The organism is Micromonospora sp. DT228 (genome assembly GCF_049841595.1).
Taxonomy (GTDB): domain Bacteria; phylum Actinomycetota; class Actinomycetes; order Mycobacteriales; family Micromonosporaceae; genus Micromonospora.
Genome location: NZ_JBNCKO010000001.1, coordinates 387530 through 412335, shown reverse-complemented (window position 1 = coordinate 412335; position 24806 = coordinate 387530). Strand labels below are relative to the sequence as shown.

At 69.4% G+C, this 24806-nt stretch carries 30 protein-coding genes; 14 read left to right on the top strand and 16 right to left on the bottom strand.

The window, feature by feature from the left end:
* The first annotated feature begins 288 nt into the window (after positions 1-288).
* The 5 genes from ACLQ29_RS01750 (at position 289) to ACLQ29_RS01730 (ending at position 4547) form a co-directional block, all read left to right on the top strand.
* Positions 289-1257, top strand: a complete 969-nt coding sequence (locus ACLQ29_RS01750; RefSeq protein WP_425769917.1) for an AMP-binding protein — start codon at positions 289-291, stop codon at positions 1255-1257.
* Complete coding sequence (locus ACLQ29_RS01745; RefSeq protein WP_425769916.1) at positions 1254-2102, top strand: 3-hydroxyacyl-CoA dehydrogenase family protein; 849 nt, start codon at positions 1254-1256, stop codon at positions 2100-2102. The genes ACLQ29_RS01750 and ACLQ29_RS01745 overlap by 4 nt, the downstream gene beginning before the upstream one ends.
* 201 nt (positions 2103-2303) lie before the next feature.
* The gene (locus ACLQ29_RS01740) at positions 2304-2465 is read left to right on the top strand and encodes a hypothetical protein (protein ID WP_425769915.1); all 162 of its coding nucleotides are present in this window, start codon (positions 2304-2306) and stop codon (positions 2463-2465) included.
* Between the two features lie 250 nt (positions 2466-2715).
* Positions 2716-3075, top strand: coding sequence for a nuclear transport factor 2 family protein (locus tag ACLQ29_RS01735; RefSeq protein ID WP_425769914.1), 360 nt, complete (start codon positions 2716-2718; stop codon positions 3073-3075).
* A gap of 56 nt (positions 3076-3131) precedes the next feature.
* The gene (locus ACLQ29_RS01730) at positions 3132-4547 is read left to right on the top strand and encodes a DHA2 family efflux MFS transporter permease subunit (RefSeq protein WP_425769913.1); all 1416 of its coding nucleotides are present in this window, start codon (positions 3132-3134) and stop codon (positions 4545-4547) included.
* A 24-nt stretch (positions 4548-4571) separates the two neighbouring features.
* Here the strand turns inward: ACLQ29_RS01730 and ACLQ29_RS01725 are convergent, their stop codons facing one another.
* From ACLQ29_RS01725 to ACLQ29_RS01710, 4 genes are read right to left on the bottom strand one after another with little or no spacing between them, the layout of a single operon-like run.
* The gene (locus ACLQ29_RS01725; RefSeq protein ID WP_425769912.1) at positions 4572-5300 is read right to left on the bottom strand and encodes a 2-hydroxychromene-2-carboxylate isomerase; all 729 of its coding nucleotides are present in this window, start codon (positions 5298-5300) and stop codon (positions 4572-4574) included.
* Positions 5297-6040 (bottom strand): 3-oxoacyl-[acyl-carrier-protein] reductase, encoded by a 744-nt coding sequence (gene fabG / locus ACLQ29_RS01720; RefSeq protein WP_425769911.1) that lies wholly within the window; start codon positions 6038-6040, stop codon positions 5297-5299. Before fabG ends, ACLQ29_RS01725 begins: the two co-directional genes overlap by 4 nt.
* Positions 6041-6070: 30 nt before the next feature.
* On the bottom strand, positions 6071-6538 hold the full coding sequence (locus ACLQ29_RS01715) for a 3-hydroxyacyl-ACP dehydratase FabZ family protein (RefSeq protein ID WP_425769910.1): 468 nt from the start codon (positions 6536-6538) through the stop codon (positions 6071-6073).
* On the bottom strand, positions 6525-6914 hold the full coding sequence (locus ACLQ29_RS01710; protein ID WP_425769909.1) for a 3-hydroxyacyl-ACP dehydratase FabZ family protein: 390 nt from the start codon (positions 6912-6914) through the stop codon (positions 6525-6527). Before ACLQ29_RS01710 ends, ACLQ29_RS01715 begins: the two co-directional genes overlap by 14 nt.
* Before the next feature lie 156 nt (positions 6915-7070).
* On the opposite strand from ACLQ29_RS01710, the gene ACLQ29_RS01705 reads away from it, so the two are divergent.
* The 5 genes from ACLQ29_RS01705 to ACLQ29_RS01685 all read left to right on the top strand — a co-directional run bounded on the left by ACLQ29_RS01705 (position 7071) and on the right by ACLQ29_RS01685 (position 9521).
* Entirely contained in the window at positions 7071-8045 is a 975-nt protein-coding gene (locus ACLQ29_RS01705) for an alpha/beta hydrolase (protein WP_425769908.1), read from the top strand.
* A 5-nt stretch (positions 8046-8050) separates the two neighbouring features.
* Complete coding sequence (locus tag ACLQ29_RS01700) at positions 8051-8368, top strand: DsrE family protein (RefSeq protein WP_425769907.1); 318 nt, start codon at positions 8051-8053, stop codon at positions 8366-8368.
* Position 8369: 1 nt separating this feature from the next.
* Positions 8370-8777: a hypothetical protein gene (locus ACLQ29_RS01695; protein ID WP_425769906.1), complete on the top strand. Its 408-nt coding sequence runs from the start codon at positions 8370-8372 to the stop codon at positions 8775-8777.
* A 5-nt stretch (positions 8778-8782) separates the two neighbouring features.
* Entirely contained in the window at positions 8783-9151 is a 369-nt protein-coding gene (locus ACLQ29_RS01690; protein ID WP_425769905.1) for a hypothetical protein, read from the top strand.
* 112 nt (positions 9152-9263) lie between these two features.
* Positions 9264-9521, top strand: coding sequence for an acyl carrier protein (locus ACLQ29_RS01685; RefSeq protein WP_425769904.1), 258 nt, complete (start codon positions 9264-9266; stop codon positions 9519-9521).
* A 227-nt stretch (positions 9522-9748) separates the two neighbouring features.
* Here ACLQ29_RS01685 and ACLQ29_RS01680 read toward each other — a convergent pair whose 3' ends face one another.
* Positions 9749-10951, bottom strand: a complete 1203-nt coding sequence (locus tag ACLQ29_RS01680; protein WP_425769903.1) for a cytochrome P450 — start codon at positions 10949-10951, stop codon at positions 9749-9751.
* 23 nt (positions 10952-10974) lie between these two features.
* On the opposite strand from ACLQ29_RS01680, the gene ACLQ29_RS01675 reads away from it, so the two are divergent.
* Genes ACLQ29_RS01675 through ACLQ29_RS01665 form a run of 3 tightly spaced genes read left to right on the top strand, consistent with a single transcriptional unit; the run spans position 10975 to position 13829 of the window.
* Positions 10975-12207, top strand: coding sequence for a beta-ketoacyl-[acyl-carrier-protein] synthase family protein (locus tag ACLQ29_RS01675; protein ID WP_425769902.1), 1233 nt, complete (start codon positions 10975-10977; stop codon positions 12205-12207).
* Positions 12204-13010, top strand: a complete 807-nt coding sequence (locus tag ACLQ29_RS01670; RefSeq protein ID WP_425769901.1) for a beta-ketoacyl synthase N-terminal-like domain-containing protein — start codon at positions 12204-12206, stop codon at positions 13008-13010. Before ACLQ29_RS01675 ends, ACLQ29_RS01670 begins: the two co-directional genes overlap by 4 nt.
* Positions 13011-13034: 24 nt before the next feature.
* Positions 13035-13829: an SDR family oxidoreductase gene (locus ACLQ29_RS01665; RefSeq protein WP_425769900.1), complete on the top strand. Its 795-nt coding sequence runs from the start codon at positions 13035-13037 to the stop codon at positions 13827-13829.
* A gap of 5 nt (positions 13830-13834) precedes the next feature.
* Here the strand turns inward: ACLQ29_RS01665 and ACLQ29_RS01660 are convergent, their stop codons facing one another.
* From ACLQ29_RS01660 to ACLQ29_RS01620, 9 genes are read right to left on the bottom strand one after another with little or no spacing between them, the layout of a single operon-like run.
* Positions 13835-15100, bottom strand: a complete 1266-nt coding sequence (locus ACLQ29_RS01660) for an NAD(P)/FAD-dependent oxidoreductase (RefSeq protein ID WP_425769899.1) — start codon at positions 15098-15100, stop codon at positions 13835-13837.
* On the bottom strand, positions 15097-15372 hold the full coding sequence (locus tag ACLQ29_RS01655; RefSeq protein WP_425769898.1) for a ubiquitin-like small modifier protein 1: 276 nt from the start codon (positions 15370-15372) through the stop codon (positions 15097-15099). Before ACLQ29_RS01655 ends, ACLQ29_RS01660 begins: the two co-directional genes overlap by 4 nt.
* Positions 15373-15380: 8 nt before the next feature.
* A complete protein-coding gene (locus tag ACLQ29_RS01650) occupies positions 15381-15809 on the bottom strand; it encodes a nuclear transport factor 2 family protein (RefSeq protein WP_425769897.1) in 429 nt (142 codons plus the stop codon).
* A gap of 36 nt (positions 15810-15845) precedes the next feature.
* Positions 15846-16250, bottom strand: a complete 405-nt coding sequence (locus tag ACLQ29_RS01645; RefSeq protein ID WP_425769896.1) for a nuclear transport factor 2 family protein — start codon at positions 16248-16250, stop codon at positions 15846-15848.
* Positions 16247-17146: a thioesterase family protein gene (locus tag ACLQ29_RS01640; RefSeq protein WP_425769895.1), complete on the bottom strand. Its 900-nt coding sequence runs from the start codon at positions 17144-17146 to the stop codon at positions 16247-16249. The genes ACLQ29_RS01645 and ACLQ29_RS01640 overlap by 4 nt, the downstream gene beginning before the upstream one ends.
* A complete protein-coding gene (locus tag ACLQ29_RS01635) occupies positions 17146-17973 on the bottom strand; it encodes an alpha/beta fold hydrolase (RefSeq protein WP_425769893.1) in 828 nt (275 codons plus the stop codon). Before ACLQ29_RS01635 ends, ACLQ29_RS01640 begins: the two co-directional genes overlap by 1 nt.
* Complete coding sequence (locus tag ACLQ29_RS01630) at positions 17970-20057, bottom strand: beta-ketoacyl synthase N-terminal-like domain-containing protein (protein WP_425769892.1); 2088 nt, start codon at positions 20055-20057, stop codon at positions 17970-17972. The genes ACLQ29_RS01635 and ACLQ29_RS01630 overlap by 4 nt, the downstream gene beginning before the upstream one ends.
* Positions 20054-21286, bottom strand: a complete 1233-nt coding sequence (locus tag ACLQ29_RS01625; RefSeq protein WP_425769891.1) for a beta-ketoacyl-[acyl-carrier-protein] synthase family protein — start codon at positions 21284-21286, stop codon at positions 20054-20056. The genes ACLQ29_RS01630 and ACLQ29_RS01625 overlap by 4 nt, the downstream gene beginning before the upstream one ends.
* A gap of 6 nt (positions 21287-21292) precedes the next feature.
* Positions 21293-21550, bottom strand: coding sequence for an acyl carrier protein (locus ACLQ29_RS01620; RefSeq protein ID WP_425769890.1), 258 nt, complete (start codon positions 21548-21550; stop codon positions 21293-21295).
* 233 nt (positions 21551-21783) lie between these two features.
* Between ACLQ29_RS01620 and ACLQ29_RS01615 the strand changes: the two genes are divergently transcribed.
* A complete protein-coding gene (locus tag ACLQ29_RS01615; protein ID WP_425769889.1) occupies positions 21784-22794 on the top strand; it encodes a beta-ketoacyl synthase N-terminal-like domain-containing protein in 1011 nt (336 codons plus the stop codon).
* Between the two features lie 462 nt (positions 22795-23256).
* Here the strand turns inward: ACLQ29_RS01615 and ACLQ29_RS01610 are convergent, their stop codons facing one another.
* A complete protein-coding gene (locus tag ACLQ29_RS01610; protein WP_425769888.1) occupies positions 23257-23457 on the bottom strand; it encodes a ferredoxin in 201 nt (66 codons plus the stop codon).
* An 11-nt stretch (positions 23458-23468) separates the two neighbouring features.
* The gene (locus ACLQ29_RS01605; protein WP_425769887.1) at positions 23469-24674 is read right to left on the bottom strand and encodes a cytochrome P450; all 1206 of its coding nucleotides are present in this window, start codon (positions 24672-24674) and stop codon (positions 23469-23471) included.
* Positions 24675-24806 lie beyond the last annotated feature (132 nt).

Sequence of the window (24806 nt, the reverse complement as noted above, 5' to 3'; positions counted from 1 at the left end):
TCAGGGTCGGTTCATGCTTGAAGCGTCCGCGATGATAACGGACTTCGGCTCAGGTGTGGGGGATGGATACTTTCCGTGATCCGGGTCCGCGGATTGTTCCCGGGTGTCCGGGCGAAAGCGTCGCGTTGTCGAAAAATTGCAGGTCATGGCGGTGCTGGCGCCGATTCGTGACGCGCCAGCGCCGGAGACTGCCGCGATGCGCAGCGCCGCTACTGTTTGACTCAAGGTAATCTCAGTCAATACTATTTCACCATTTGTCCACCCAGGCGAGGTGGACCACTTCATCCGATGGATGTGACCCGGATCACTATTGTGCTCGGTGCTGTCTTGGTAATGTGGCGCGGGACTACCGGCGGGGAGACATTGTCATCCGTGATGCCCTTGCTCATTGTCGCTAGCGCATTCAGGGGGAAGGTGTTGCCAGCAGAATGTTCGCGAGCGGTGCCGTCACTCGTGGAGCGCTGGGTCCAGAGCCGACCGGATAGCCCGGCCATTTTCGACCCAACCTGTCAAGAAACGACGAGCTACGCGCAATTGTGGCGGTCCTCCGGCGCGCTGGCCGCCCGCCTTCGCCGGCTGGGCGTAGGCCGGGGCGAGGTGGTCGCCCTTTCCCTGCCGCGCGGTCGGTCGTTGATCGTGGCGATGCTCGCGGTGGCGCGTGCCGGCGTACGCGGCCGGGTGTTCCGGCCCGGTCTGATCATGTCGGCCCGGGACACCGGTGCCTGCAACAACAGGGACCTGGTCTGGCGGATGCTCACCAGTGGCCTCGCCGTCGGCGCCCACCCCACTGACGAGCGCGCCGAACCGGTCTCCCCGGTCGACACGATCGCCCGGGCGATCGTGTCCCTGGCGCTGTCGCCGTCCTCGGTCGGCAGGGTCTACCACTTGGCCGACGAGCGCTCCGTCAGCACCCGGGAGCGGTTCGACATGCTCGGTCGGGCCGGCCTGACGACCGAGCCGCTTCCGCAGTGGCGGCGGCGGGTGGCCGAACGGGCGCTGGACGGCGGCAGCGAGGTCATGTCGGCCGTGGCCCTCGACGAGCTGGAGGGGCAGAAGCTGGCCGAGGACGACTTGCAGGTCCGGGGCTGGCAGCCCTGGCTGCGCAAGCAGGGCCTCTCCGCCGCCATCACCCCCGAGCAGCCGCGCCAGGGCCTGGTCTTCCTGGCCGAACGCCACGAGGAGTTCGCCGCGCTCCTGCCCAAGCTTGCCGGGCGGCGGGGCGGTGACGACGTCAACGCGATCGAGGAGCGGGTATGAAGCAGCGACATGTCGCAGTGCTGGGCGCGGGAGTGATGGGCAGCGCCATCGCCGCCCTCGCCGTCGGGCACGGCCTGCCGGTCACCCTGGTCGACGTCGACCCGGCCGTGCTGGAGCGGGCCCGGGGCGAGGTCACCAGCCACCTGAGGCTGGCCCGGCTGATGGGGGCGCAGACCGGGACTGACGTGGCCGAGCTGCGTACCACGGTGGAACTCGGCCAGGTCGCCGACGCCGACGTGGTCGTCGAGGCCGTCACCGAACTCGCCGACGTCAAGGCCACGGTGCTCGCCGAGGTCTCCGCGCTCATCGGCCCGGAGGCGCTGGTGCTCACCAACACCTCCGCCATCCCGGTGGACGAGCTGGCCGGGGCGGTCGAGCACCCCGAGCGCACCGTCGGCGCCCACTTCATGAACCCGCCATACCTGATCAAGACGGTGGAGGTGATTCGCGGGCCGCGCAGTTCCGCCGCCGCGCTGGCCGTGGCCCGGGACTTCCTGGCCAGCATGGGCCGGGAGGTCGTGGTGGTCGGAGACGGGCCGGGATTCGTGATCAACCGGGTGCTGCAGCGGATGATCAACGAGGCGGCCCGCATCGCGGACGAGGGGCTCGCCACGCCCGAGGAGATCGACAGGCTCTTCACCGGCTGCCTCGGGCACCGCACCGGGCCGCTGGCCACGGCAGACCTGATCGGCCTGGACAACGTCGTCGACTCGCTGCGGGTGCTCCGCGACCGCACGGGCGACCAGGGCTACGAGCCATCCGCGCTGCTGCTGGCCAAGGTCGCCGACGGTGACCTCGGTCGCAAGACCGGGCGTGGCTTCTACGAGCACAGGGGGATCAAGTGAGCGCATCCACCGCCAACCAGCACACCCTCAGCCCGGGATCGATCTGCGGCCACCTCACCGCCTTCCTGGAGCGGTAGACCAAACGGGACATCGAGCCGGGCCTCGACATCTTCGCCGCCGGCCTGGTCTTGTCGCTGTTCGCGCTGGAGCTGGTGGTGCACATCGAGTCGACGTTCGACGTCCAATCCAGGAGAACTGGAGATGGCCAATCTGTTGGAGTCGCACAAGCTGACGGAGAACAGCGTCACGATGCTCCGCCGGACGAGCGGGGTCAGGCGCCTCTACTACGGCGCCTCCGGCGGCACCGTGAAGTACTCGGCGGCGCTGCGAGAGGCCGCCGAGGAACAGGCCCGGCCCTTCTGACCGGCCTCGGGTGGTGGGCGGGGACCCGCTTGGCGGCCACCCCACTCTCGCGTGCTGCCACAGTCTTCGTGACGGCACGGCAGGTCTTGTGCGGCGGACGGCGGTCGACCGCTCGTACGGCCACCTCGGACACGTCCGACGTGGCCGACTTCCCGATGGCTCAGCTGGATCAATGCGACCAGCGGTCGGATTTGACGAATCGGCCTTCCGTCGGGGTGGTGCGGCGTGATCCCGGCGGTAAAATGCCGGCATGGCCGAGGATTTGCGACAAGCCGTCGAGGCGCACACGGCGTTGTTCAACGAATGCGTGAGGTCGGGAGACTGGCAGGCGTTCGTGCAGACATTCACCGAGGATGCGCGAGTGACATTCACTGATCTGCCGGTGCCACCGATCGTCGGGCGGGACGCGCTCGCCGAGGCTTACCGGCGGCGTCCGCCGCAGCAGGCAATGGTGCTCGACGGTGTGCGCGTCGAGAGCTCGGACACCGCACATGTGCAGCTCAGGTGGGATGACGGGACGCCGGGAGCGATGGTAACCCGCTGGCGGGACGGGATGGTCGCGGTCAGCGAGATCACTATGAGTGTTGGTAAGGGCAGCTCTGGGTCTTGACGCCTCTCCGGCTGCCGCCTAGTGTAAACCGCGTTGACTCAGACGGGGGCGGGATCGTGCCGGACGAAGGTGCAGTCGTCGGTAAATCAACTTCGCTCCCCCTGCTGTTGGCCTGCGGAGCGGCCTTTCTCGCTCTTCTCGATGTCACAGTTGTCAATCTGGCGATTCCCGATCTGATCACGTCGTATCCGGGCGTCACGGTTGCCGACGCTTCCTGGGTCATCACCATTTACGCCACGGTTTTCGCCGCGCTGCTGGCACCGGCGGGCCGCATCGCGGACGTGATCGGCCGGCGGGCTCTCTTCATGACCGGCGTCGGCGTCTTCACCGCGATGTCGCTGCTCGACGCGCTCGCACCCAACCTGGCCGTACTGCTGGTCGGCCGGGGCCTCCAGGCGGTCGGCGCCGCCGCCATGATCCCGGCGTCGCTCGCCATCGTCCTGCACGACACCTCGGCGGCCCGGCGCGGCGCCGCGATTGGGGCATGGAGCGCGGCGGGTGCCCTTGCCGCGGCGCTCGGTCCGGCGCTCGGCGGCATACTTGTCGACGCGTTCGGCTGGCGCTCCGTCTTCGTGATCAACCTGCCGCTCGGGGTGCTCATCGTGCTCGGGGCCGTGGTGCTGCCGGCCGGCCGGAGCGCGGGCGGCCGCCTGCCCGACCTGATCGGCACGACGTTGCTCGCGGGCGCGGTCGGCCTGGCCGTCCTCGGCGTCACCGAGGGCGGTGACTGGGGCTGGGGCGACCTGCGTACGATCGCTTGCCTGGCCGGGGCGGTCGCGGCTGGAGCGCTCACGGTGTGGCGGTCGCTGCGCCATCCGGTGCCGACGATCGAGATCGCGCTCTGGCGCAACCGCGGGCTCGCGGTGGCCAACCTCGCCTCCCTGCTGTACGGCGGGGCCCTCTTCGCCTGGATGCTCTGCTCGGTGTTGTACCTGACCGAGATCTGGCACTACCGCGAACTGCAGGCGGGCCTGGCGATGAGTCCCACCGCTGTGCTGACCGCGGTGGTCGCGCTCCTGACCGGCCGCTTCATCCATCGGCTCGGTCTGCGCGCCGCCGTGATCCTCGGCGCCCTCGTAATGGCCGCGGGCGCCGGGCTCTTCGCGCTCTGGGCACCCGGCACGCCCCACTTCGCGTCCTTCTTCCTCCCGGCGGCGGCTATCGGCGCCGTCGGCATCGGTGTGATCACCACTGGCGTCTCCACGGCGGCTGCCCTCTCCGTGCAGCCCCAGCGCTTCGCCGCCGCCACCGGCCTCAACCAGACCGCTCGGCAGATCGGTGGAGCCCTCGGCATCGCCATCCTGGCTGCGGTCCTCGCCGGCCAGGCCGCCACTGACCTGACGGCCTACCGTGACGTCTTCGGCTTCTGTGCGCTCCTCGCGGTTCTTGCCGGGGTGGTCGGTGTCTTCCTCGTCACCCCGAGCCGTCCCCAGCCCGCCCCGGCCCAGCCGGTCTCGAAAACGGCCGTCTGACCCGGCTGCGGTTGTGGAGGTCGCTCATCCGCAACCACCGGCGTGGCCCTGATCGCCCCCCGGGCCAACGATGACGGGGACCTGGTCGTCCGTGCTGGCCGGGCCGGTCGCCGTGACCAGCTGCGCCGATTCGGCGTCCGCCCGTCGGTCGGCGCGAACCGCGGCGGCGAAGTCGGGGAGGCGGTCCAGGCCCCAGAACTTCTCGCGGCCGTGCACGAAGAACGGAACGCCGAAGACGCCGTCCCTGTCGATGCGGCGGAGGGCGACGATCCCGTCGGCCCGCAACTGCGGGTCGGACACCGCGGTGCTGAGATCTTCCGGGCTCAGTTGCAGTTCGGTGGCGACCGCGGCCATCGTGGCGGGGTCACTGATGTCGCGGCCCTCCTCCCAGCGCGCACGGTAGACGGCATCGATGAAGGCGCGGCCCCGGCCGGCGCGTTCGGCGGCAAGGTAGGCCAGGTGGGCCACCTCCCAATGTGGGGCGCGGTCGACCGGCCACGCGATGGCGAGACCGCGGCGCTGGGCGAGCCGGCGCACGTCCTGCAGGATGTAGAGCGCCTTGGCGCGGGACATGTCCACATAGGGAAACGAGCCGCCGCTGTCGGTGAGCGCTGCCCGCGACTCCTCGTCGGGCTCCCAGAATGGTCGCCACTCGATGACGTCGGCGACGTCGGCGTAGGCGCTCACGAGGTCACGGCAGGCCAGCCACGAGTACGGGCTGCGGAGTGAGAAGTAGAAGCGTGCGGCCTTCACAGCACGATTCCACCGTCCACCGCGAAGACCTGGCCGGTGATGTAGCGCGCCCGGTCGGAGGCGAGGAACGAGACGAGGTCGGCGACCTCGTCGGGCGTGCCCATCCGACCCATGGGGATCTGTTTGAGCGCCCGTTCGCGTATCCGTCCGGTGAGCGCCGCCGTCATCTCCGTCTCGATCATGCCGGGGGCCACCACGTTCGCCCGGATACCGAACTGGGCGACCTCCTTGGCCAGCGACTGGGTCAAGCCGATGATGCCGGCCTTGCTGGCCGAGTAGTTGGTCTGGGTGGCGTTGCCCCGTAGGCCGACCACGGAAGAGAGCGTGACGAGACAGCCTGAGCGGCGCTTCATCATCGAGAAGATCGTGGCCCGACAGGCGTGATAGGTGCCGTCGAGGTTCACGTCGACGACCTCGCGCCAGTCCTCTGGGCGCATCATCACCATCGGATTGTCACGGACGATGCCGGCGCTGGTGACCATCACGTCGACCGGGCCGAGATCGTTCTCCGCGGCGTCCACGAACTTCTTCACCGCGTCGTAGTCGCGGACGTCGACCTGGTGGGCGCGGATCCGGGTACCACTTGCGGCCGCCGCCTCGCGCACCTGTTCGGCCGCGACGGGACTGGCGTGGTAGCAGAAACTTACGTCGAAGCCGTCGGCGGCGAGGCGTCGCACGATCGCGGCCCCGATCCCGCGCGACCCGCCGGTGACCACCGCGGCTGGCCGCCGTTCGTCCATTTCAACCTCCCGAGCTCGAGTCGTGCGGGGTCACGCGGGGCTGCGCAGCTCGGCAGACTCGCGCAGCGCGATGATCACTTGGCCCACCCGCAGCACCGGGACGTCGGCCACGGTCGACTCGCCGGTGAACACCGCCGCGTCGGAGAGCAGCTTGAGTGCCCGCACGTGGTGGGTCACCTGGTCACCCGGGCGGACCGGCGCGAGCACCTCGATGCGGCTTATCGCCCCGAACAACGTCACCCGACCGGCGAGCACGTCGGGGTTGGGCGTGCCGTGGACGGCGAGGACCCCGGCCGCCTGGCACCAGGACTCGATGAGCAGGGTGGCCGGATAGGAATAGTCGGTCGCTTCCTCGGGCAGGCCGGCATAGCATGGTTCATTCGCTGTGACGGCCTTTGTCGCGATCAACGAATCGCCCGGAACCAGGGACTCGACGCGATCTATCAGCAGCATCGGGAATCGGTGCGGCAGTATCCGCCTGATCTCAGCGGTGTCCATTCTCCCCGCTCTCCGCGAAACGTAGAACGATCAAGGCCGCCTCGCTGCCCACGTCGTCCGGGCGGCCGGTCGAAATTTGGGCCGAGCAGGTGTCACCCGAGAAGTCGATGTTGATAGTCAACCGCTCACCCGGGAACACGGGTCTGATGAACCTGACACGATGGACACTTGTCAAGTGGGCAGCCGGCCGGTGTCGGTAGGCGGCTTGCAGGGCGCATTCGACCAGGCAGACGCCAGGGAAGATCGGAAAGCCGGGGAAGTGACCGGCGAACACCGGCTCGGCCGGATCGACGTCCATTGTGCACACAAGCCCGCCGGGGTGGCGGCTCACGACCTGCGGCGAGAGCGAGAGTGGTGTGGCTCTGAAGATCAACACTTCCCCTTCCCCCTGAGGTCACGAGCGTACCGGACAAGTATTCGACATTGAGCCCTGCGCGTCCTCGTTGATCACCCCAGAGCTCAAGATAGGGGTGGTCTTTCGGGGTGCCCCTAAATGTAGAGTGGACGCAATGGAAAAATGGGGGTGAGACAGTTGCCGAGTAAGCCGTCCCGGTTGGTCGACCTGGCGAGCGTGGTGACGATCGCCCCGTTGGGCGTGGCGGCCTGGGCCATGACGCGCGCAGCCTGGAGCGTCTATCACCCCAAGCGCCGACCGGTTCGGCAGACGCCGGCGTCGTTCGACCTACCGGCCGAGCGGATCACCGTGTCCGGTGCCGACGGGGTCGCCCTGGCCTGCTGGTTCATCCCCGCTCCCGAGGTGGCCGGCGGCACCGTGGCGCAGACCGCCGAGGAGGTCGGGCAGCAGCAGGTCGTCGTCGTCCTCGGCCACGGCATGGGCCGCAACAGCGGCATGCTCATGCCGTTGGCCAAGACCCTGCACGACGCGGGTTACCACGTCCTCACCTTCGACATGCGCAACCACGGCGACAGCGCCGACGACCGGCTGTTCCGTGGGCAGTCCCCGCGCTACGCCATCGACCACCACAACGTCGTGACCTCGTTGCGGGAGCGGTCCGACCTTGGGGATTTCCGGGTTGCCTGCGTCGGCTTCTCGATGTCAGCCTGGACCTCGCTGGAGTGCGCCCGACTCGATCCGGGCCTGGTCCGTGCGGTGGTCTGCGACAGCGGGCCAACATTGGACATCGACGGCACCATCAGGCGGACCTTCGACGCCACGATGACGAAACTGCCGCGCTTCCTGGCCGGGCCGGCGATGCGGGCCGCCTCCCGTTTCTTCTTCACCCGGGCATCGCTCTTCTTCCTCAAGCCCGCGCCCTGGCCGCAGGAGCTGCCCGATCACTCCGTCCGGCTGCTGTTCATCGCGGGGGAGGCCGACCCGGTCGCCCGGCCGGTGGACATCCGTGCACAGCTGGAGCACTATCCGGAGGCCGAGGTGTGGTGGGTTCCCGGTGCCAGCCACACGACCGCGCGCCTGATCGCCACCGACGAGTACGACAAGCGCGTGCTGGCGTTGCTCAGCGACACGTTCCACCGGCCGGCGGGGTGAGCGTCATGCGGTCGTACCTCCTGGTGGAGAGCCGCACCGAGCAGGAGAGCCCGGACGTGCCGCGGTTCTTCGAGCTCGGCACCGGGTTGCGCCGCGCCGGTCATCCGGTGACCGTCTTCCTCATCCAGAACGCGGTGATCGGCGCACGGGCCCCGGCGGTGACCAGCCTGGTCGCCGCAGGCGTCGAGGTCTGGGCCGACGAGAGTTCGGTGCGCACCCGAGGTCTCTCCCCCGACGACTGCCCCGAGGGTGTTCGCCTGGGCGGGATGCCCAATCTGGTAGGCATGCTCATGGCGGCGGGCTGCGTCCCGGTGTGGCACTGAGATGACCGCCCCCACCGGTGGCCGGTCCCTCTTCCTGGGGTTGATCGGAGCGCCGTACGAGTCGGATCTTTTCACCACGGCGACCCGAATGGCCGAGGAGGCGGTCCGGCAGGGCCACCAAACGACCCTCTGGACCTGCGGTTACTCGACCGCGCTGACTGTTGCCGGCCTGGCCCCGACCAAGCCACGCAACCTGACCGAGTGGGACCGCGGCTACCCGTCGCCGGCCGCGCTCGCCACGCATCTGATCGACTGGTCCGCCGGTCGGCTGGCGTGGTTGGTCTGCCGCTACTGCGCCGAGGAGCGGGGGGCGTCGGCACAGATCCCGGCGGTGCGCATCCGCCCGCCGTACGAGTTCGTCGAGCGCTCCCGGGCGGCCGACGTGAGCCTGGTGTTGGGGACCAAATGACGACCGTGGCGATCCTGGAGCGGGCCCATCGCGGCGCGATCGAGGAGCAGTACGCGCACGAGTTGTGGCTGGCGCACGGCCTGCACCGACAGTCCCCGATGGTGGTGCTGCTGCGTGGGCTCGCCGCGATGTATGCGATCGACGCCGCACCGTCGGGGCCGATCGAGCTGGGCGGTGTCGATTGGGGTGCCTATCCGGACTACCGGGCGGCCATCGGGCGACTGCTCGACGACGACGCGCGAGTGCTGGTGTCGGTTAGCGCGCTCGATCGGCTCGGGATGTCGGACAAGCGATTGCTGCCGGGCCTGGGGGCAGTCGAGGATCATGAAATAACCAACCTTCTGACCATTGCCGAGCGCATCTTCTTCCTTTGATGCGAGGCACTCAAGCTCTGTTGTCCGACTGCCCTTCCAAGGTAACCTTAATTCGACTTGTGCGTCCTCATCGGGGGGTCGCATCCTCTTGCGATTGAATAGGAGTCGACGGATGTCCTCGAGCGTTAGAACTCTCGACCCAGAAGAGCTGCGCCGTTTCGTTGCCGACGTGCTCGACCTCGATCCGGAAAGCGTGACCGACGATGCGAATTTCGTCGCCGAGCTTGGCGTCGACTCGCTGAAGGCCCTGGAGGTGCTGGTCGCGCTGGAGCGCAAATACGAAATCAAGATCTCGGAGGACGAGGTGCGCGACATGACCTCGTTCGGCGAGGTGCGCGAGATGGTCGAGGGGAAGCTGGCGGCAGCCTGACCAGCCCCATGTGCCACGCGGCCGCAACGTTGCGGCCGCGTCGCCATGTCCGGGGAGGCTCCGAGGGCGCGATCCCGGCCGCGGCCCACCACGCCGACCAGCCCTCGGGCGGCGTTGGCGCCGGGTGCGCCATCCCGGCGGCCGGGACCACGGGACCACGGGACCACGGGACCACGGGACGCCCGGCGGGCCGGGGCGGGATGGCCGCCCCGGCTCGGACCGGACCGTCAGAACGACACGGGCAGGGCGACCAGACCCCGGTTGCTCGCCGACGGCAGGAAGCGCAGCTTGACGTCGGGGATTCGCAGGTCATGTGCTCCGGCCAGCAGCGCGGCGAAGCTCTCCTGGGTTTGGATCCGCCCCAGCGCCGCGGCCACGCAGTAGTGCAGACCGTGCCCGTACCCGAAATGGCGGGGCTTCTCGCGGGTGACGTCCAGTTCCTCGGCGCCGGGTAGCGCGTCCGGGTCGCGGTTGGCCGAGGCGAGGCAGAGCCGCACCAGCTGGCCCGCCTCGATGTGCTGGCCGAAGAGGTCGAGGTCGATGCTCGCGACGCGGTCGTTCATCTGCACCGGGCCGTCGAAGCGCTGGAGTTCCTCGATCGCGGTCGGCAGCAGGCCCGGGTCGGCGCGCAGCGCGGCCAGTTGGTTGGGGTGGTTGACCAGCGACAACAGCCCCAGCGCGAGCATCTGCGTGCCGGTTGGGTGACTCGCCTGGTAGAGGAACACGAGGCTGTCCAGCAACTCCTCCCGCGTCATCCGGGCGTCCGTTGTGCCCTGTGCGAGCAGGCTCAGTACGTCGTCGCCGGGATGTGCGGTGCGACGGTCGACGAGTGATCCGAAGTACTCGTACATGGCGGTCAACGCGTCCTGCCCGGCCTGGAGCACCTTGCGGGTCAGCATCGGCTCCGACGTCAGCGAGATGGCCCGGGACCAGGCCACGAACTGGTCCCAGTCGGCCCGGGGCAGGCCGAGCAGGTGGTTGATCACGTAGACCGGGAGCGGGTTGGCGAAGTCGCCGATCAGGTCCAGCCCGCCGGCCGCGAGCCCGGGCGCGAGCAGTTCGCGCACCAGACCGGCGACCGTGGGACGGCAGGCGGCCAGCACGGCGGGGCTGAGCGCGCGTTCGTGGATCTCCCGCAGTGGCGTGTGCCGAGGCGGATCGATCATGACGAGCCAGTTGCTCATCATCTTTTCCAGCGGCCCGTCCTCGGGGCTGCGCCGCCAATCGCGGAATCCGTTCCACCCGCGAGTGTCGCGGGAGAGCAGCGGATTTTCGTACGCGGCCAGCACATCTTCATATCGAGTGACGATATAAAATCCAAATTTGGTCAGATGGACCGGGTTCTCGGCCCGAAGTTGCGAATAGTGCGGATAGGGATCTGCGAAATATCCGGGCGACATCGGGTTGTAGGTAACGAGCTCGTTCTCCACGTCGGCGGCTCCCTCAGAGACTGTTGTTCACGGCGTTGGATACCTATACTCGAAGCGGTTGTCGAACTTCGTCGGCGCGGGGGGCACAGTTGGAGCGGATACTCATTACTGGCTTGGGCGTCACCTCCTGTGTCGGAAACGGGGTGGACGCCTATTGGGCCGGGCTCGCCAGAGCGCGCAGCGTTCCCGCACCTGTCGACGATCCCCGGGCCGACATGGACAATCGGCTGCTCTACGCGGTGCCGCCGATGGCCGCCGAATCCGACTCCGGTGCCGGCACTCCGGGGCGTACGTCGACGTTCGCGCTCGCCGCGGCCCGGGAGGCGCTCGCCGACGCGGGCCTCGCCGATGCCGACCTCGCCGAGGTCGGCGTGAGCGTGGGCACCGGCGTGGGCGACGTCAGCCTCTTCGAGTGGGCGCCCGACGACGGTCCCGGGCCGGAGGGCGCCACCGCGTTCCCGTTCAAGGTCGGCGCGACGCTCGCCAGCGGCCTCGGTCTCGGCGGTCCGGTCACCAGCGTGAGCACCGCGTGCTCCGCCTCGGCGTACAGCGTCAGCCTGGCCGCCGACCTGATCCGGGACGGCGCGGCGGACATCGTGCTCGCCGGCGGTGCCGATGGATACACGCGGGTCGGCGTGGCCTGCTTCAACCGGATGGGTGCGCTCGACCCGGTGGTCTGCCGGCCGTTCGACGTCGGTCGCCGCGGCACGATCTTCGGTGAGGGCGCCGCGATGCTGGTGCTCGAGTCCGAGTCGAGCGCCCGCCGTCGCGGCCGTCGCGGCTACGCGACAGTTGCCGGAGCCGGTTGGAGCTGCGATGGGCACCACCCGACCGCGCCGGACCGCGGCGCCGGGCAGATCGTCCGCGCGATGCGCGACGCACTGGCCGAGGCGGGCGTCAGTCCGGATGAGGTCGACTGTGTCGTCCCCCATGGAACCGGCACCCCGCTCAACGACGAGGTCGAAGCCCGCGCCCTCGGTGCGGTCTTCGGGGCCGGTGACGCCCTGCCGGCGTACAGCCTGAAGGCGATGCTCGGCCACACCGGCGGCGCCGCCGGCGCCTTCGCCCTGTTGACCGCCGCGCTGATCGTCGCGCGTCGTGAGATCCCGCCGAACGTGCCGCTCGCCGATCCCGATCCCGGCTGCCCGATCCGCCTCCCGGAGGTGGCGTCCACGACCCGGGCACGGCACGCCCTGGTCAACGCCTACGCCTTCGGCGGCAACAACATCTCGGTGCTGCTGGGGAGTGCGGCATGAGCGGCGATGTGGTGTTGACCGGATCGGCCTTTCTCGTCTCACCGGAAACGGCCCCGCCGGACGGTGCCGTCGGCTGGTTCGACCCGGCCGAGCACCTCGGGGCCCGCGGCTGGAAATACCTCACGCCGGCAACCCGGTTCCTGCTTGCCACCGCCCAGCTCGCGCTGGTCGACGCGAAGCTGGACCCGGCGACCATGGCGCCCGAGTCGATGGGTGTGGCTGTCGGCACCAACTTCGCCGCCGATCCGGTCGTCGGTCGACTCGACCACACGGTACGAACCGAGGGTGCGCACTGGCTGAGCCCCGCCGAGGCGCCCAACTTCTCGGTGAACATGGCGGCCAGCCACCTGTCGATGAAATGGGCGATGCGTGCCTTCAATCTGACCCTGACCAATCCCATGGTCGCCGGCATCGACGCGGTCCTGACGATGGCCGGGGCGATCCGACGCGGCCGGGCCCGACTCGGCCTCGCCGGTGCGACCGAGGAACGGCCCACCGCCTACCGACCCGCGGGCGGTACGGCCGGGGAAGGGGCGTGTTGTCTGGTGCTCGAGTCGCGGGAGACGGCGATCGAGCGGGGCGCCACCCCGTTGGCCACCGTCGCGGGCGGCTTCAGTCGCTTCCGCGGTCAGCCTCCGGAGGAGGACGGGACTCCCCGGGTGACCGTCTCCGCCGACGCACCGTACCTGACCCTCGCACCCCTGCTCGCCGCGCTCGACCTGCTGGCCGTGCACGGCCGGGCCACAGTGGTCGCGTCGAGCCCGCACGGCAACCTGGCAACACTGACGTTGAGCGACCGCTGAGCGGCACGGAACGAGGAGGACCGGATGGACGACGCGTTGAACGGCCAGTGGAGCCTGATCCTCGGGGTCTCGGCCGGAATGGGACGGAGCGCCGCGCTCGCCCTCGCGGCGGCCGGCTGCAATATCGCCGGCGTACACATCGACACGTCGGGCCGGCAACACGAGATCGATCAGTTGGTCGACGAGTTGCGTGCCCTCGGCGTGCGCGTGGAATTCTTCAACGCCAACGCAGCGAGCCCTTCCGTTCGCGAGGAAGTGGTTGCCAAGCTGGGCAAACTGACCGACGGGGCGGGCGTGCGGGTGCTGATGCACTCGCTGGCCTTCGGGTCGCTGGTGCCGCTGCTGCCCTCGCCCGAGCAGCCCGGCGCCACTGCCAAACAGGTCGACATGACGCTCAACGTGATGGCCAACAGCCTGATCTACTGGTTCCAGGATCTGTTCGCCGCGGGACTGCTCGTCGAGGGCTCGAAGGTCTTCGCCATGACCAGCGCCGGCACCGCACGCTTCACCAGCCACTACGGGCCGGTCTCGGCGGCCAAGGCGGCCCTGGAGAGCCACGTGCGCCAGCTCGCCGTGGAAGCCGCACCGCACGGGATCAGCGTCAACGCGTTGCGGGCTGGCATCACGCTTACCGAGTCGTTCCGGCGCATCCCCGGCAGCGACGACCTGAGCGAGCGCGCCAGGCTGGGCAACCCGCATGGTCGCCTGACCACGCCCGAGGACGTGGCCGAGGCGCTCGTGCTGCTGTCGCGGGCGCGGTCGTCCTGGATCACCGGCAACGTGATCGGCGTCGACGGTGGCGAGTTTCTGACCGTCTGACGAGGTCATTTGGCTAATCCGGGCATCAGGCCGGTCCGCATCAGCAGCGTCGCCACACTGGACAGTGAGCCGAACTCGTCGGGGTGCACGCTGCCCGCGAGCACCCCGAAGAACCGGTCACGCGCGTTGTCGTCGATTTCGAGGGCCCGCAGCACCAGCTTCTGCATCTCGGTCAGCGGCAGGTAGCGGGCCTGCTCGATGGTGTAGCGGAAGATCGGCTCGGCCAACTCGTCGCGTCGTCGCTGGTAGTGCCCGAACGCCTCCTCCTCGGTGCGCTCGCCGGCCAGGCTCTGGTGCAGCGCGTCGCTGACCAGCTCCACGTCGCGGAAGGCGTCGGAAATGCCGAGAGCGGTCACCGGATCCTTGTGATAGCCGGCGTCGCCGACCAGCGCCCAGCCCGGCCCGTACGGCTTGCGGAAGAAGTTCGGCACGTCATGTGTGCCGACGAACTTGTGCACCCGCCGCGCGTCCCGGAACCGTTCCGCGAATTCCGGGCTGGTCTGGGTGCGGACGGTCTCCAGGTAGTTGCCCTCGACGTCGCTGCGGTAACGCCGCCATTCGTCGTGCGGCCAGCCGGAGAGGACCACGGTGAGCCCGTCGTGGGTGGGGATCGCGGGCACACACCGGCCCGGCCGCCAGTGGATCAGCAACCGGTCCATCGGAAGGTTTTCCCAGTACGTCAGGTACGTGGTGGTCAGCGGCGGAATCGTGTGGTATTCCTCGGCGCCGACCGTGCGGGCCACGAAGGAGCGCATACCGTCCGCCCCGACCACGTACCGCGCGGTGACGTCGACAGGTGGCCGGCCCTGCCGGCGCAGCCGGACACCTGTCACCCGGTCGGCGTCACCGAGCAGGCCGGTCACCCCGACGGCCTGCTCGACCTCGACGCCAGCCTCCTCCGCAGCCTGGAGCAGAAGGTGGTCGAGCACGATGCGGCGCGGGCAGACCCCGAACCGGTACCCCTCGTACGGCGGGGGAGTGCCGGTCAGTTGGATCGGCCCCCAGTCGGAGGCGAGCCGGTCCACCGGTGGGCAACCCGTCTTGAGCAGGCGGTCCAGCAGGCCCCACCGGGCTAGGCGGGCCACCCCGTAGGCATGGATGAAGTGCGACGACATCCTGTCGCTCGGGAATGTCATCCGATCGACGAGCAACACTCGCCATCCGCGGCGGGCCAGCAGCATCGCTGTCGGCGATCCGGCAGTCCGGGCGCCGACCACGATCACGTCGTAGTCGGGCGCCCGGCTTGCTGCGGCTGGTTGCACGATGCTCATCCGCCGCTGACCGCGGGCAGGATCAGCACCTCGTCGGTGCTGTGGACCGCGGTGTCGATGCCGTCGCTGTTACGGATGTCGTCGCCGTTGACGTACAGGTTGACGAAGCGGTAGAGCTTGCCGTCCTCGTCCAGGATCCGCCGGGTGGCCCCGGGGATCTTCCGTTCGATCTCTGCCAGCACGGCACGTAGCGTGGTGACCGTCGGTACGTCGACGTCGACCATGCCGGCCTTGCCGCTCTGGCTCAGCGATGCGGGGAGCCGAACTCTCACGTCGCCTCCTAGGCGGACCAGAACTTGTTGACGAAGACGTCGTCGTAGACCCAGATGCGGGCCTCGACGACCTTCTCGGTCTCCGGGTCAATCTTGAAAACGTGGACGCCGGGCATCTCGAGGGTCATGCCCTTGCGCTCGCCCCGCCAGGTCGCGATCACGACGGCGGTGTCGCCGTCGGCGACGATCTTGTGAGTCTCGGCGCGGAAGGTCCCGTTGGTGACCTCCGCGCTCTTGCGCAGCCACTCCAGCACGCCGGGAAGCCCGTCGATGCGCCCGGACAGCGGGTGGTTGCCCGGCGTATACCACACGACGTTCTCGTCGATCCCCTCGCTGAGGCGCTCGAGGTGGGCCGAGTAGAACCGGGCGTGCCCCATGGTGAGGAGCCGGATGAAGCGGTTGGACGCCGCCGTCTTCTCAGTGGTGCTCGCGGTCATGTGACGTGTCCCTTCCGTGGTTGAGATAGATAATTTTCAGTAGGCCCAGAACTCGTCCGAGGCCGGCTGGTCCTCCATGAACAGCTCGCGCTCGGTCACCTTGCCGTCCGATTCGCGGAGCTTCCACACGTTTATGACTTTCTGGTCGAGGGTCTTGCCGTTGCGCTTGCCGTGCACCCGCATGAGGCAGAAGACGGCATTCTGGTTGGCCGCGATCTCCAGGACCTCGGCACCGAACGTGCCAGCGGTCTCGGCCTGCACCCGCCGGAAGAACTCGAGAACCTCGTCGATCCCGATGATGTCGGCGGCCAGTGGGTTGACGTGCGGAACCTTCCACACGACATCCTCGGCGAGCATCTGTCGCATCAGCTCGACCTTGCCGCTATGGAACAGTTCGATCGCGAGTTTGGCCGCCTGCAGGTTGAGTGTGGAGCCGGTCATTTCGCACCCCCGCTCAGCGCGGTCAACGTCCGAGCGTCGAACGGGACCAGCTCCCAGTCGGCGCGGTTGAGCACCTTCGCGTACCCGTGGGTGATGCGACCGGTCGCGGTCGGTACGAGGCGTCCGTCGCGCTTGACGTAGCAGTCCATCCGGGACGTGTAGGTGAAGTCCTTGTAGATCTCCTCGACCGAGTAGACGGTGTGCAGTTCCTCCTCCATCAACGCGTCCTCGATGATGCGCACCGAGGCGCGCGGCACCACCGGGATCCATCCACGCTCGTCCAGGTAGGACCGGATGGAGATGCCACGCTCGGCCAGGAACAGGTCGACGACCTCTTCCATCACCCGTAGGTAGCCGGAGTGTTGGATGTGCCGGGAGAAGTGGCAGTAGAAGTAGGGAATCCGCCAGCGCCAGGCCACCGCGTTGGTGCCCTCGATCAGCTTCGCCACGTCCGGGTCCGGGGCCAGGCTGCCGCGCCCGACAAGACTCGCCGGCTGCGGTGGCAACGTCGCCGCCGGGCCAGGCTCACGGATGGCGACCCGAACCGTCGCGGTCACCGCGCGAACAGTTCCCTTCGGGCGGTCGACAAACGATCGGGTACGGAGCAGAAGCGTCCCGTCGGCATCGGGTGCCCCGGCCGTCACCTCGGTGCGGACCTCGTCGTCCATGTGCAACGCCGAGGCGATCCGGGCATCGCTCTCCACGATCTCCACGCCCAGACCCTGCTCCTCGTAGAGCCGGCGGGGCACCGAGCCGACCTGCCGGAGATGGTCCAGCACCGCCTCCTCGATCAGGTACATGACGTGTTTGAAGCCGATCCAGGTGCAGATGTTCGATCCCTCGAAGCGCGGGCGACCGATCACTTCGGTGCGCGCCGCCGGCATCGTGGTGGCCATCAGGTCCTGCTCCCCTCTTGGCGGTTCATGACGCCGGTGCTCAGCCCGCCGAGGAAAGGCCCGGCAAGCGCGGCGACTCCCGCGGTGTCGTCGATCATCGAGAAGTGGCCGGAATCCGGCAGGATGTGCGTCTGGGCGTCCGGCAACGCGTGCCCGAGGCTGCGTACGTCGGCCGGGTAGGCGGCCGTGTCCCGACCGCCGCCCAAGACCAGGCACGGCACGTCGACGGCGGACAGGTCGAGGAACGGAGTCTGGGTGAACAGGTCGAAGAAACGCAGCCAGCCGTACGGTCCGATGCGCTCGCGGACCTTCGCCACCATGGCCTCCAGCAGGTCGTCCCCGCCGGTCGCGGCGAACGCGGTGCCCAACCGCGGCCCGCGCCGGCGCTTGATGCCGGAGCGGATCAGCTCGTCGAAGTCGTTCATGTAGTGGCTCATCGCGGCCCAGTCGAAGGCCCGTGCCGCCGGCCGATAGAAGGGCGAGATCAGGACCAGGCCGCGTCCCAACCCCGGCCCACCCGCGCAGATGGAGTCGAGCAGGACGTTGGCCCCGAACGAGTGCGCCACGACGAGTTCGGGCCGCACCGGTGCGGCGTCGAACGCCCGCTCCAGCCACACCCGACTGTCCCGGTGCTCGGCCCAGCCGCTGCCGCCGGCCGTGTCCCAGGGCAGGTGGTAGGCCCACACCTCGAGCTGAGGCGGAAGCAGCGGAAGCAGCCCGTCCCAGACACTCGTGCCCGAACCCAACCCGTGCAGTAGGCCGGTGATCGTCGACGGGGTGCTGGTTGCGGGACGCACCAGCCGAGCGCTCACGATCTCGTTCGTCATCGTGGGCCCTCCAACGTCACTGACGCGTACGGCGCGCCCCAACAGCCGCCCGCGGTGAGCAGCGCGTGCCCCGCCGAGCCAGCCGCCAGCAGGTTCGCCGCGGTGGCGGCCTGCAACACCCCGTACGCCCCGCGCGCCTCGCCGAGCCCACTCAGGTCGAGCGTGTCGGCACTGGCCGGGGGTTGCGGGGAGCCGTGTGCCGCGCAGGGCGGACCCCACAACCCGCTGTCGGGCGCGGTCGGCGTGCTGGGCCGGTCGTAGCTGCGCAGGGTGGCCATCGGCCGGCGCTCCAGGTCGGCGGCCTCGAGCACCACGGCGGCCGCGCCGTCGAACGCGGGCGGCACCGGGCCACCGTGTCGATTCGCCGTGTCGGCGAGGAGCCGCCGCACGGCCGGGCCGTCCGGCTCCACCCCGACGACAAGCATCCGGCGTACCCGGCCGACACGGATGGCGGCCGCAGCGTGCCGTAGCGCGTCCAGCCCCGAGGTGGCACCCGCCGAGATGGTCAGGTTGACCCCGCCGAGCCCGAACCAGATCGCCAACTGCGAGGCGGCCACGTTGCCGGAGACGTTTGGCAGGTCCATCGGGCTGGTGCCGACGACCCCGCCGGCGTGCAACTCGTCGACCACGCGACAGACCGTGTCGAGTAGAGCGAGGTCGGTGCTGACCACCACGCCGAACTGGTCGTCGGGCGGGTCGCTGGAGTGTCGCGCCGGTCCGGCCGGGCGGCTCAGCCCTGCCGCTGTCAGGGCCCTCGTCGCGGCGCAGAGGGCGAGAAGAGTGGCCCGGTCCTTGTAGCGCAGACCGCGGCGGCCCAACAGCGGCACGGGGTCGAAGTCGGCTCCGGACGGCGTCGCTCCGGACAATCCGGCGGCGTCGGCGATGCCGCGCACCTCCACGCCGGTTCCGGTGATCACGACATCAGCCACGGCCGGACCTGCGGCCGTCGGCGGTGTCCGGGAAGGGCGTTCCAGCACGGCCACCGCGTTCACCCCGCCGAAGCCGAACGCGTCGACCTGGGCCGTCCCGACGGCGATCTGCCGCGCCGCGCCGGTCACCACCGGGAACGGCCGGATCGGCTCGATCGGGTCGGTGTGGTTACGGGTCGGCGGCACCCGGCCGTCGGCCATCGCGCACACCGCGGTGATCAGGCTCATCAGACCGGAGGCGCCGCTCGTGTGCCCGATCAGGGACTTCAGTGCGGTCACCGCCGGGCGGCCGGCCACCGCAGCGTATGCGTCGCCGAGCGCCTCGGCCTCGGTCGCGTCGTTGAGTATCGTGCCCGTGCCGTGAGCCAACACCAGATCGACGTCCTCGGGCCGCACCCGTGCCCGCTGGTACGCGTCGGTGAACGCACGCCCGATCCCGCTGCGCAGCGGGGCTGTCACGTGGTAGGCGTCGCAGGTGGCGGCCACGCCCCGTACGGTCGCGAGGGCGATGGCACCCCGGGCGGCGGCGCGGTCGGCACGCTCGAGCACCACGGCAGCCGCGCCCTCGCCGAGGATGACTCCCACCCGGCCGGCGTCGAACGGTCGGACCTCGGCCGGTGGCCTCGGGTTCACCCGGTCCAGCAGGCCGAACATGCTCTCGGACAGCCCGTCGGTGCCGGCCACCACGACCGCCTCGGTCTCGCCGAGCGCCAGGAGATCGGACGCGGCGGCCAGTGCGCAGAGGCTTGCCGCGCACGCGTTGACGAAGGTGACCACGCTCGACAGGCGGGTCGAGTCGGCGAGCGCCCCGGCAAAATGCAGGTCGTCCAAGGTCAGGGTGGCACCGGCGGTGTGCCAGAGCTCCATCGAGCGTTGCTCGGCCAAACCGGTGCCGACCAGGGCCGGCAGGTGGGTGCCGGCGGGCAGGTCGGCCTGGCTCAGCGCCTCCTCGACGGCGGCGGCGAGCCATCGGCCGGGCCGGCCGGGCTCGTCGGGCCCGTCGATCTGGTACGCGTTGCGCACCCGGTACAGCGTCGGGTCGAACTGCCGCAGCGGGCGTCGGGCGGTGTGCCCGGCGACGAAGGCGTCGAACGACGAGCGCACGTCCCCGCCCAGGGCGCTGACCATGCCCAGGCCCGTGATGACGAGGCTCATCGCGCACCGCCGGGCCGGGCCAGCACCAGGATCGCGTTGTTGCCACCGAACGCGAAGGCGTTGTTCTGCACCACGCGCAGCTCGGCGGGGCGCGCCTCGTTCGGCACACAGTCGAGACCGATCTGCGGGTCGGTGCGCCGGTGGTTGATCGTGGGCGGGATGAACCCCCGCTCGATGGCGATCGCACAGCCGATCGCGGCAAGTGCGCTCGCCGCGCCCATGGTGTGACCGATCATCGACTTCATCGACACGGTCGGCGGCGGTGTCTCGCCGAACACCGCGCGGATCGCGGCCGCCTCGGTGAGGTCGTTGGCCCTGGTGCCGGTGCCGTGCGCCGAGATCAGGTCGACCTGCCCCGGTTCGATGCCCGCGTTGCGGTGCGCGTTGCTGATGCAGGCCGCGATGCTCACGCCGTCGGGCGCGACCGGATGGCTGGCGTCGCAGGTCATGCCGTAACCGAGGATTTCGGCGTGGACCCGGGCGCCGCGGCGTTTGGCGCTCGCCAGCGTCTCCAGGAAGAGCATGCCGGAGCCCTCGCCGGTCAGGATGCCGGAGCGGTCGGCGTCGAACGGCTGGCACACCGCCGGCGCGATCGTGCCCAGCCGGTAGAAGCCGGCGAAGGTCTTGCGGCACATCGCGTCCGCGCCCCCGCACAGCGCGTACTCCGCCTCACCGAGACGCAGGGTGTCGTACGCGTAGCCGATCGCGTAGTTTCCGGCCGCGCAGGCGGTGGCCAGCGTGGCCGTCTCCGCGCCGCGCAGGTTGTATTCCCGGGCCACCGAGGCGGAGAGCCAACTGGCCGCGACCCGCCCGACGACGTCCGCGGGCAGGTGTTCGGGACCGCTGCGAACGGCGAGCTCGGTGAGCGCGTCGATGTCGGCCGACTCGCCGTCGGTCGTGCCGACGGTGACCAGGCCGGGCATGCTGGCCAGGTCGGCCGGCCGGACGCCGGCGTCGAGGAGCGCCAGCCCGGCGGCGGCGACCGAGAACCGGGACGCTCGGCCGAGCCGCTCGGCCGGCACGTGGTCGAAGTCGGGCTTGAAGTCGGTCACCTCGCACCCGTTGGCGTGGCCGAACCCGGTGGTGTCGAAGACCGAGACCGGCCGTACGCCGCTGCGTCCGGCGGCCAGCCCGGCGGCGAAGGCGTCGACTCCCACGCCGATGCTGGTGACCGGGCCGAGCCCGGTCACCACCACACGCTCCGCGTCGGGAGTGTCGACCATCGGCATCAGCGCTCAGCCCTTGGCCGAGGCGGCCTCGTCGACCACCTGGTAGATCCCGGCCAGGTTGACCATCCGGGCCAACTCGGCCTGGTCGATCTCCACCTTGAACTCGCGCTCCAGGGCCGCCAATATCTCGATGGCGCGCAGTGAATCGGCGTCGTGATCTTCTTTGAAGAGGCTCGTTTCGGACAATTCGTCTGGGTCGATCTCAAGGATTTCGGAAACGATGTCGATGACGCGCTTCCGATCCATTTCGCTCAACATGGGCATGCGTCGACCTCACATGATCTTGTGCGAATAACCACGCGATCGGACGCCCGCTCTCAGGCCCCCCGTGGCTTCAAAAGCTTCGTGAGCCAGTGTAGTGTTTAGAAAGCCGCTTGTCACCGCTCAAAATTCGGCCCGAATCAGGCGGCAAACGGGGAGGTGTGGTGTTTACGACGTCGCCGTGCATCGTCGGATGGTCCGCCCTCTCACCTTGGGGCGTCGGCCGCGAGTCCTTCGTGGAGGGCTTCCGCTCCAGCCGTCCGGGGCGCTCGGGGTCGGTGGTCGTCGGCGACGACGGTCCGCCGCCCGGTTATCTGATCGACGCCGACGACCTGGCCGGTCTGGTGCGGGGCAAGGGCACCCGCACACTGGACCGGATGACGATGATGGTCCTCGCCACGAGCACCATGCTGCTGGACGAGCAACCCGCGGCCGCGGTGCCCGACACCGGCCTGGTGCTCGGCACCAGCGCCGGCAGCATCGACAGCATCACCACCTTCCTGCGCGACACGTTCGTCCAGGACAAGCCGTACTTCGTCAACCCCGCACACTTCCCCAACACGGTCATGAACGGGGCTGCCGGCCGTACCGCCATCTGGCACCGTCTGCGCGGCCTGAACAGCACCATTTCCGCAGGTCACAGCACCGGAATCGCCGCTCTGCGATACGCCAGCCGGATGATCCGCCGTGGCTACGCCGAGCGGTTGTTGGTCGGTGCCGTCGAGGAACTCTCGCCCCCGATCGCCTGGGCGGCGCACCACATGCGGAGCGCGGCCGGGCCGGGCGTCGAGCGGGTGCCGATGGGTGAGGGCTGCGTTCTGTTCCTCGTCGAGCGTTCCCGCGCGGAGGGCTCCCAGACCGCACCTCCGGTGGCCCGGCTCGCTGGTTTCCAGGCCGGCACGGCACCACTCGCCAACGGTGCGCAGGCGCTCGCCGAGGCGATCGGCACCCTGCTGCGTCGAGCCGGCGTCGACCCGGCCGACCTCTGGGCGGTCAGCCTCGGGCAGAGTGGGGACGGCGACGCGGACCGCGCGGAGAGCCTCGCCGTGGAACGGGCGCTCGGATCGGCTCGTCCTCTGCTGTTGACCCCCAGCCGGGACATCGGTAACAGTTTCAGCGCATTGGGTGCATTCCAGGTGGCGGCCCTGCTCGCTGCCGCCGAAGGTGATCGCCAATTGGGCAGACCGGCTCTGGTGACGTCGATGGGAGTCGACGGGGTCGTCTCCTGCGCACTGGTTGTCGTCTGAATCGAACGATTCGAGCGAATAGGCGAGACTGCACTTTTCGACCTATTGCCCGTCATTGGTGCAGCTCGCGATCAACGCCGTACCACGGGGGCTCGTCGGTGCGTCCGGCGGTCCGGTAGCGGCGATTTAATCGACTAGTGGGCGCCCATTGTGTCGGCTCCGGGACAGAGCATTCAAACCGGATGATTCGCCACCCTTGGACACCGCACAATCCTCAGACCGCTGGCCCCGCGTGCGGCCGGGGATGCACCCCGTTGGGGGGTGGCGGGGTGCACCCCGGCCGCACGTTCGGACGCACGGCGGCGTGCTCCGGGTACACCTCGCGGTGTGCCCGGGCAAAGCGCGCCATGCGCTCGCCCCCAAGCTGCCGAACGCCGGACTCCGTGGACGCCGCGGCAGTTGGTGGGCGGGCGCGTGGCCGGTCCGCCGTCGTGCCCGTGACCAGTCCGCCTCGGTGGGCGGTCAGGCCTCGTGGAGGGTGATGGTGCGGGTGGGGCAGGCGGCCACCACGTCGCGGAGTTCCTCGACGCGGTCCGGACCGACCTCGGCGATGGTCAGCAACACCATGCCGTCGTCCTGGTCCTGGTCGAAGATGTCCGGGCTCATGGACACGCAGGTCGCCGCCCCGGTGCAGCGGCTGCGCTCGATTGTCACTCGGGCCACGGCAGGCGTCCTCACCAGGCGGCCGGCAGGGAACGCAGGCCGTAGACAGGGGCCAGGTTCTTGAACGGGAGTTCCTCCAGCGGCACTGTCAGGCGCAGCGTGGGGATGCGCTTGAAAAGCGTGGTGTAGACGATCTCAAGCTCGACCCGGGCCAGGTTGGCACCGAGGCACTGGTGCGGGCCGTAGCCGAAGGCGACGTGCTGACGGCTGGTGCGGTGGATGTCGAACTTGTCCGGTTCGGGGAAGACCTCGGGGTCGCGGTTCGCCGCACCGCCGAGCGCCACCACGCCGTCGCCGGCCTGCAACGTCACCCCGCCGATCTCGATGTCCTCGGTGACCGTCCGGGCGGTGATCACGTCGGTGATGCTGCAGTAGCGCAGCAGCTCCTCGACCGTCTGGGCGGCCAGCGCGGGGTCGGCCCGGAACGCGGCCAGCTGATCCGGGTGGCCCAGCAGTGCCGCGGCACCCAACCCGATCATGTTTGCGGTGGTCTCGTGACCCGCCACCAGCAGGCCGAGCGCCGTGCTGATGATGCGCGCCCGCTCGTAGATGCCCTCCTCCTGGTAGCGGACCACCAGGCGGCTGAGCAGGTCGTCGCCCGGGCTGGCCTCCTTCGCCGCGATCTGGGCGTCAAGGAAGCCGCGCAACTCCTGGAAGGCCGCGCCGATCTCCTGCGGAGTGCTTGTCTCGCGGAAGACGCGGGAGCTCGCATCCCAGAAGATCTTGCGCTCCTCGTACGAGATGCCGAGCAGCTCGCAGATCACCAGTGTGGGCACCGGCCGAGCCAGATTCTCCACCAGATCGGTCGGATTCTCGCCGGCGAGGATGTCGTCGATGCAGGTGTCAACGATGCGCTGGATGTTGGGGCGCAGGTTCTGCACCCGCTTCATCGTGAACTCGTTGATGATCAGACGGCGGTGCCGGGTGTGCTCGGGAGGGTCGAGGATGACCAACGGCCGGTTGATGGGTTGGAGGAACTGCGGGGGGATCGGCACCAGGCTGGGGTTGTTGGGCCGGGAGCGGTCGGAGCTGACCCGCGGGTCAGCGAGGAGTTTCCGGACGTACTCATGTTTGGTGGCGAGCCAGGTCGTGCCGCCGGCCGTGCGGTCGACAAGTGCGATCGGCTCGCTCTCGCGCAGTTCGGCATACTCTGCCGGCGGCTGGAAAGGACATTTCCTTTCCATCGGAAAACTCACCTTGACCTGAGCTTCGGTCACGATTTCCTCCCGTTGACGACCGGTGCGATGAAGGAAGATGTGACCGCCCTGCCCGCGCCGGCGATCCGGGTGGGCGGTCACATCTCCTGGCTGTTCCCGACGAGCTGGTCGGTTTCGGGTGCTAGGTGCCCC

Excerpts from the sequence above, each read along its gene's own strand:
- ACLQ29_RS01740 (WP_425769915.1), top strand. The coding sequence starts at position 2,304 with ATGGCCAATCTGTTGGAGTCGCACAAGCTGACGGAGAACAGCGTCACG.
- ACLQ29_RS01625 (WP_425769891.1), bottom strand. The coding sequence starts at position 21,286 with ATGCCGATGGTCGACACTCCCGACGCGGAGCGTGTGGTGGTGACCGGG.
- ACLQ29_RS01695 (WP_425769906.1), top strand. The coding sequence starts at position 8,370 with ATGACCGCCCCCACCGGTGGCCGGTCCCTCTTCCTGGGGTTGATCGGA.
- ACLQ29_RS01715 (WP_425769910.1), bottom strand. The coding sequence starts at position 6,538 with ATGGACACCGCTGAGATCAGGCGGATACTGCCGCACCGATTCCCGATG.
- ACLQ29_RS01620 (WP_425769890.1), bottom strand. The coding sequence starts at position 21,550 with ATGCCCATGTTGAGCGAAATGGATCGGAAGCGCGTCATCGACATCGTT.
- ACLQ29_RS01745 (WP_425769916.1), top strand. The coding sequence starts at position 1,254 with ATGAAGCAGCGACATGTCGCAGTGCTGGGCGCGGGAGTGATGGGCAGC.
- ACLQ29_RS01670 (WP_425769901.1), top strand. The coding sequence starts at position 12,204 with ATGAGCGGCGATGTGGTGTTGACCGGATCGGCCTTTCTCGTCTCACCG.
- ACLQ29_RS01650 (WP_425769897.1), bottom strand. The coding sequence starts at position 15,809 with ATGACCGCGAGCACCACTGAGAAGACGGCGGCGTCCAACCGCTTCATC.
- fabG (WP_425769911.1), bottom strand. The coding sequence starts at position 6,040 with ATGGACGAACGGCGGCCAGCCGCGGTGGTCACCGGCGGGTCGCGCGGG.
- ACLQ29_RS01685 (WP_425769904.1), top strand. The coding sequence starts at position 9,264 with ATGTCCTCGAGCGTTAGAACTCTCGACCCAGAAGAGCTGCGCCGTTTC.
- ACLQ29_RS01630 (WP_425769892.1), bottom strand. The coding sequence starts at position 20,057 with ATGAGCCTCGTCATCACGGGCCTGGGCATGGTCAGCGCCCTGGGCGGG.
- ACLQ29_RS01660 (WP_425769899.1), bottom strand. The coding sequence starts at position 15,100 with ATGAGCATCGTGCAACCAGCCGCAGCAAGCCGGGCGCCCGACTACGAC.
- ACLQ29_RS01635 (WP_425769893.1), bottom strand. The coding sequence starts at position 17,973 with ATGACGAACGAGATCGTGAGCGCTCGGCTGGTGCGTCCCGCAACCAGC.
- ACLQ29_RS01700 (WP_425769907.1), top strand. The coding sequence starts at position 8,051 with ATGCGGTCGTACCTCCTGGTGGAGAGCCGCACCGAGCAGGAGAGCCCG.
- ACLQ29_RS01750 (WP_425769917.1), top strand. The coding sequence starts at position 289 with ATGGATGTGACCCGGATCACTATTGTGCTCGGTGCTGTCTTGGTAATG.
- ACLQ29_RS01640 (WP_425769895.1), bottom strand. The coding sequence starts at position 17,146 with ATGGCCACCACGATGCCGGCGGCGCGCACCGAAGTGATCGGTCGCCCG.
- ACLQ29_RS01735 (WP_425769914.1), top strand. The coding sequence starts at position 2,716 with ATGGCCGAGGATTTGCGACAAGCCGTCGAGGCGCACACGGCGTTGTTC.
- ACLQ29_RS01645 (WP_425769896.1), bottom strand. The coding sequence starts at position 16,250 with ATGACCGGCTCCACACTCAACCTGCAGGCGGCCAAACTCGCGATCGAA.
- ACLQ29_RS01665 (WP_425769900.1), top strand. The coding sequence starts at position 13,035 with ATGGACGACGCGTTGAACGGCCAGTGGAGCCTGATCCTCGGGGTCTCG.